General features: G+C 50.2%; 4 protein-coding genes. 1 reads left to right on the top strand and 3 read right to left on the bottom strand.

From position 1 onward, the window contains the following. Window positions 1–187 precede the first annotated feature (187 nt). From HY774_04700 to aceB, 3 genes are all read right to left on the bottom strand, one after another. Entirely contained in the window at window positions 188–748 is a 561-nt protein-coding gene (locus HY774_04700; GenBank protein MBI4747761.1) for a hypothetical protein, read from the bottom strand. A 287-nt stretch (window positions 749–1,035) separates the two neighbouring features. Continuing rightward, a complete protein-coding gene (gene aceA / locus HY774_04705) occupies window positions 1,036–2,301 on the bottom strand; it encodes an isocitrate lyase (GenBank protein ID MBI4747762.1) in 1,266 nt (421 codons plus the stop codon). 137 nt (window positions 2,302–2,438) lie between these two features. After that, entirely contained in the window at window positions 2,439–4,118 is a 1,680-nt protein-coding gene (aceB, locus tag HY774_04710; protein ID MBI4747763.1) for a malate synthase A, read from the bottom strand. Window positions 4,119–4,390: 272 nt separating this feature from the next. On the opposite strand from aceB, the gene HY774_04715 reads away from it, so the two are divergent. Continuing rightward, window positions 4,391–5,902, top strand: coding sequence for a helix-turn-helix domain-containing protein (locus HY774_04715; protein MBI4747764.1), 1,512 nt, complete (start codon window positions 4,391–4,393; stop codon window positions 5,900–5,902). The last annotated feature ends 438 nt before the right edge of the window (window positions 5,903–6,340 follow it).

The raw sequence follows: 6,340 nt of genomic DNA on the forward strand, positions 1-6,340 counted from the left end.
GTGAGCCATTGTTTTTCTCCTCCTTCTTAACTAGAGGATGACACTTTAGCTCACTTTTTTGTTTCCGAAAGTGTATACAATTTATGATACTTTCCTGTATACGATTTAATGATATTCAACAACCCTGAACCCTGAACCCTGGTGGTATGATATTTCCATCCGACTCCCTAACCACTAACCACATTCTTCATTTCTTTCTGTTTTCAGGGGTATTGAGTTCGTCCACGGGGGTTGGTGCAGGCTTTTTGGGCGAGTTGATCTGCACTGGTGCCATCATTTTTCCCATTGTCGGCTGACAATGTGGCGTTGGTAGCGTTGGTGGTGGAACCAGGGCAATCGCGCCCATCAGCGGTTCTGGCCGGGGTGAAACTACCGGAGCTTTTGACCAGAACGGCAACTTCCCTCCCATTCCCAAATAGAGGCTGATTCCGGAAAAGAACCCAATACACAGTGCCACAATGGCCCCACCAACTTTTGCCACTCGCTTGCGAAGAGCAGCCACTCCAACCGGACAGTTTTCCGTCAAAATCGAGCCATCCTGGCGTTGATAAAACCTGACACACAGATTGCCTTCGGTTTCAACAATCAGTCGTTCGGCTTCTGGCCGGCTCATGGCTGACAGGTTGTACACATTCTTACTGCACTGCCCACAAAATCGAACCCGATGATTTCCAACCATTGAATCCCAGTTGGCTGAACAGGGCGCCGCAACTTTGACGTTATCGAGTGGGTTTTGAAACTGTGGCATGGGTGTCCTCCATCAAAAACTGAACTGAAATGTTTGCAATGGTGGCTTAATCGCACGCGAAGCGAAAGGGTTTCCGAAAAAGAGAGTATTTTTTTCAGTTTCCAGGTCCAAAACACAAAAACCCCGCCCGAAGATCCAGGCGGGGTACGTGTAAGGAAGGAGAAAACCAAATGAAGAAAGTGATTAGTGATTAGTGATTGGTGGTTAGTGATTCTTCGAAAGTATTAATTTCTAAGCACTAGCCACTAACCACTAACCACTAAAAGATTTCTTTATTCTTCATTTCCTTAGACAAACTGTTCGATTTCGGTTGAGCCAGCCATGGCACGAGTGCTCGACGTGCCATTCGAAATAATTTCAGACACTTTGTCAAAATAGCCCGTGCCGACTTCGCGTTGGTGCTTGGTGGCGGTGTAGCCATCAATTTCGCTGGCAAATTCAGCCCGTTGCAACTCTGAATAGGCCGCCATGCCACGGTCGCGATAGCCCTGAGCCAGATTGAACATGCTGTAATTGAGCGAGTGGAACCCAGCCAGGGTCACAAATTGGAATTTGTAGCCCATCGCGCCCAGTTCACGTTGGAAGCGGGCAATCGTCGCCGAATCCAGCTTGGCTTCCCAGTTAAATGATGGCGAGCAGTTATACGCCAGCATTTTGCCGGGGTACTCTTTCCGAATCGCTTCAGCAAACCGCTTTGCTTCTTCCAGGTTCGGTGTTGAAGTTTCGCACCAGATCAAATCGGCGTACGGCGCGTAGGCCAAACCGCGAGCAATGGCGGTGTCGAGGCCGCTCCTGATGCGGTAAAAGCCTTCTGCGGTTCGTTCACCGGTCATAAACCGATGATCAGCCGGATCAACGTCGCTGGTCAGCAACTGAGCGCTATCGGCGTCAGTGCGTGCAATCACCAGCGAGGGGACGTTCATCACGTCAGCGGCAAGCCGGGCCGCTGTCAGGATCCGAATGAAATGGCTGGTTGGAACCAGAACCTTTCCACCCAGGTGACCACATTTCTTTTCCGAAGCAAGCTGGTCTTCAAAGTGAACCCCAGCCGCGCCGGCTTCGATCATCGCTTTCATCAGTTCATATGCGTGCAACGGGCCGCCAAATCCAGCTTCTGCGTCTGCAACAATAGGTGCCAGCCAATAGGTACCATCTTTTCCTTCAGAGTGGTAAATTTGGTCGGCCCGAAGCAACGTCTGGTTGATACGACGTACAACACTTGGAACACTGTTTGAAGGATACAAACTCTGGTCTGGATACATTTGCCCGGCTAAATTTGCGTCTGCTGCGACCTGCCAACCGCTGAGGTAAATTGCCTTGAGCCCAGCTTTGACCTGTTGCATGGCTTGATTCCCAGTTAAGGCACCCAACGCATGCACATAATCCTCGGTGTTCAACAGGTCCCACAACCGCTTGGCACCCAGCTCCGCCAGTGAATATTTGATTTCAACGGTATTGCGCAGCTTCAACACATCTTCCGGGGTATAAGGCCGGTCAATTCCAGCCCAGCGTTCGTTGGTTTTCCAGTTTTCATACATCTCGTAAACGGTCATAAGTTTTGTATCCTTTCCAGCGTAAGTAAATTCTTCTTTTACTGGTACTTCGACGTTGTACTTCGATCAAAAAATTAAAATAAAGACGTGGGCAGCAAGTACAATTCGAGGAGGCACCAGACACTCCAGCATCAGAATCAGGAGGCGAAATCTGATGACAAACTTAGAAAATCAGGGAATTCTTCTTTGGTGAAGAGCGCTTCGGCATCTTCACGAGCTTTTAGAAAACCGGCGATGACGGCTTCAACTCTTGCTTCAGGCGCGCCGGTCATCTCTTCACGGATTTCAGTCACGATCCGGTTGTATTCTTCTTCAAAGACCTGTTTGATCAGTTCGGGTGTGACCACCTGGCCGTCGTCAAGCGTCACCCGGTTGTGGAGCCACTGCCAGGTCTGGGCGCGTGAAATTTCCAGGGTGGCCAGATCTTCCATCAAATTATCCCAGGCCACGCAGCCGATATCCTGGTTCCAACCGTTCTGGTAGGCAATTCCAACCCGAACGTTTTTGCGCACGCCAGCCAGTGTTTTGGCGCCGGATGGCTCCGGAATCAGATCCGGATATTTGTCAAAATCTTCCAGAAGCACATCCAACTGGTTATCACGAGTAAAGGCCGACATCGCAATGCCAATGAAAAACGGGTGCGACACCCAGCAGCCATCGTGCCCCATTGAGGCTTCAAGTTCTTTATCTTCTCGAACCTTGGCAAATTGTGCATCGCGCATTTCACGGGTTTTGCCCGGTGTGAAGGCCGCCATTCCACCCATCGCAAAGGCACCACGGGAATGGCAGATCTTGATCAGACGCAGGGCATAATTTTTCATCCACGGGCGATTCAACCCAATTGTGGCTCGATCCGCCAGGATGCGATCTTTGTGGTTTTTCAACACTTTGATGTCGCTGAAAATCTTGTCCCACCGGCCTACATTCAATCCGGCGGCGTGCTCGCGGATTTCATACAGAATTTCTTCCATTTGAAAGGCAGCCGGAAGCGTTTCAATCAGAAATGTGGCACGCAGCGTGCCCACCGGGATATCGAGGGCTTGCTGGACCGCGGCAAACAGGTTGTTCCACCAGCGAGCTTCCAGATAATGCTCGCATTTGGGAATATAATACTTCGGTGTGGCGCCCTGGGCGATCAAGGTTTTTGCCGTGTGGAGCATACACAGGGCAAAATCCATCAAACCACCGTGGATTGGGCTGCCATCAATGCGAATGTTTGATTCGGTCAAATGCAGCCCACGAACACGAACCATCACCACGGCCATATCGGCGGGATCAAGTTTATACACCTTGTCGGGCTGGCCTTTTTCACCCGGCTGGGTGTAGGAAAGCGTTTTTTCAATTGCTCCGATGACGTTATGAACGCCCTGGATCACATTGGTCCAGGACGGCTTCATTGAATCTTCAAAATCCAACATCGCCGTATCCGCCCGCCCACCTTCGGCGTTTCGGCTGAGCATGTTGATCACCATCTTGGTGCTATTGACCGGGCCAGTGATTTCCACCCGGCGGCGCAGCAAATCGGATGGAATTGGGGCCACGTTCCAATCGGTGACCACGGCAACCGAATCTTTTGGCAGATAGGTCGGCAATTCTCCGGCATCAATCTTTGCCTGACGTTGCTGACGGGCCGCCAGTAATTCCAGGCGTTCAGGATTGAAGGCCCGATGAAGATTGGCAATTAGTTCAATCGCTTCACGAGTCAATACCGCCTGAGCGGCTTCGGTCCAGGCAGCGCGATAAATTTCAAATCCGGGAGCTAAATTCACCCACTGGTGCGGGTCATTGGTTTCGATCAGGCGCTGTTGAGCTTCCATAGCGGTTTTTTCCCCAATTCTGCGAAATAAGGAGGCACATGGCTGCCCCTCAAATAAAGGAAGCAAGTATCAAACCAAACTCAAGATTGACGAAATGAAGTGACGAAGTAATTTTGATGATTAGATTATGCGCTGTGATGTGGCGCATTGAACGTGCGGAATGTATACTCTGAGCGAATTCTCTCTGTCAAGCGAAATTTCGCTAATTTTTCCGATTTCACTTTTTGCGAAATTTAAACCATCTGCAACCTTCCCATCTCTGGAATCACACTATGGCCTTCCATGCCGATAATGTTAATTTTATCTTAGGGCTCAAACTCAAAACGTTTCGCCACGAAAAAGGCTTTTCACTCAAAGACTTAGCTGAAGAAACTGGACTTTCCGTTTCGTACCTGAGCGAGATTGAAAAGGGGAAAAAATACCCCAAGCCCGAAAAAATTCTTCATCTGGCGACTGCCCTTGGCGTTCAGTTTGACGAACTGGTCTCCATGAAAGTGGACGAAGCCCTCGATCCACTCAAATCCATTCTGGATTCACCCTTTATCCAAAGCTTCCCTTTTCACCTGTTTGGTGTTCAGCCCAAGGAACTCCTCCATCTGATTGTGGACGCCCCTGAGAAAATCCGGGCGCTGGTCCATACGTTTCTTGAGATCAGCCACGTCTATGACGTGCGGGTCGAGCATTTCCTGTTTGCCGCCCTGCGCTCATATCAACAAATGAATGGGAATTATTTCGAAGACCTTGAAACCGCCGCCATGGAATTTCGCAAAGCCCAGGGGTGGCAGGATCAGCCAAGTGTTTCACTCACTGACCTGGAGAAAACCCTGGTCAGCACCTATGGCTATAAACTGGACGACCAGAAACTGGAGTCCATTCCCGAATTGCGCGATTTTCGCTCAATCTGGGTGCCAGGGAAAACACCCCGGCTCCTGATCAATAGTCGGCTGCTGCCGTCTCAAAAGGCATTCATTTTTGGCCGGGAAATTGGCTATGCCCATTTAGGGCTCGAAGAACGCGCCGCCACGTCGTCCTGGCTGCGCGTCGAATCGTTTGAGCAGGTTCTCAACAATTTCAAGGCTTCGTATTTTGCCGGAGCACTGATGATGCACCGCGATATTCTGGAACAGGATCTGAACCTGTATTTTCAACGCGACCGGTGGAGCAATGATGCCTTGTCGCTGATGTTGCGCCGCTATACCGTCACGCCGGAAATGTTTTTCTACCGGTTGACGGAGGTACTCCCGAAACTCTTTGGATTCAATGATTTGTTCTTTGTGCGGTTTAACACGAACCGCTCAGATCCAAAAAAATACCGGCTCACCAAAGTGTTTAATATGTCATCGGTGCCGATTCCGCACGAGGCCATGAACGAACATTACTGCCATCGCTGGCCGGCCATTCGGTTGCTCAAACAAATGATGAAATCTGCCAAACCGGATTCAGCCGATCATTTTGAAATTTGCGTGGAACGGCTGAAATTTCTCGATGATGGAAAAGAATATTTCAACATCACACTCGCTCGCCCGCTGGCGCTGGCCGACCGGGATTTTTCGAGTGTCTCGATTTGCATCCTGATGAATGATGCCTTTCGCCGCAAAGTCAACTTCTGGAACGATCCCAACATTCCCGAGGTGGTGGTGAATTTAACCTGCGAACGATGCAATCTTTCTTCCGATGAGTGTCAGGACCGCGTTGCCCCACCAGTGCTCTACATGAAAACCAAACAACAGGAAAGCCGCGAACGCGCCCTGGACCAACTCATCCGCGAAATGAAAGGCAAATGAAGAATGAAGAATTGAGAAAGTGGTTAGTGGTTAGTACTACAGCGAGGTTTTAATAAAAAACCGAGTGTTGAGCTCAGGAACTGGGCGGCAGGCACGCTAGTCCAGAGTGCAACCCTGGGACCAACGGCCCGACCGACCTCCCGCCCCACCGGCAACCGCCGTAGGCGGTTGCCGGTGGGGCGGGAGAAATTGGGAATGACCGTCAACCCAGGGTTTCGATGACTCCACCCTGGGCTACGAGCCATCACCCTCTTCGCCTAGATTTTGTGCAAACAGCCCACTCTCTCAAAATCCTGTTTGTAAAATTGTTTTTCCAGTTTTCCGTCCTTTTGGGTCACTCACAAACCTCGGTTCAGGTTCAGTGGTCGAAATTCAGGTTCTGAATTTGAACCAGGTGGTTGAAGTTGCTGAGCCTCAATAGACAAAACCGGAAAAATA

It is taken from the genome of Acidobacteriota bacterium, from assembly GCA_016208495.1.
Taxonomy (GTDB): Bacteria; Acidobacteriota; Blastocatellia; order Chloracidobacteriales; family Chloracidobacteriaceae; genus JACQXX01.

What these genes read in the sequence shown, in the direction of transcription:
- HY774_04700 (MBI4747761.1), bottom strand. Translation starts at nt 748, where the DNA reads ATGCCACAGTTTCAAAACCCACTCGATAACGTCAAAGTTGCGGCGCCC.
- aceA (MBI4747762.1), bottom strand. Translation starts at nt 2,301, where the DNA reads ATGACCGTTTACGAGATGTATGAAAACTGGAAAACCAACGAACGCTGG.
- aceB (MBI4747763.1), bottom strand. Translation starts at nt 4,118, where the DNA reads ATGGAAGCTCAACAGCGCCTGATCGAAACCAATGACCCGCACCAGTGG.
- HY774_04715 (MBI4747764.1), top strand. Translation starts at nt 4,391, where the DNA reads ATGGCCTTCCATGCCGATAATGTTAATTTTATCTTAGGGCTCAAACTC.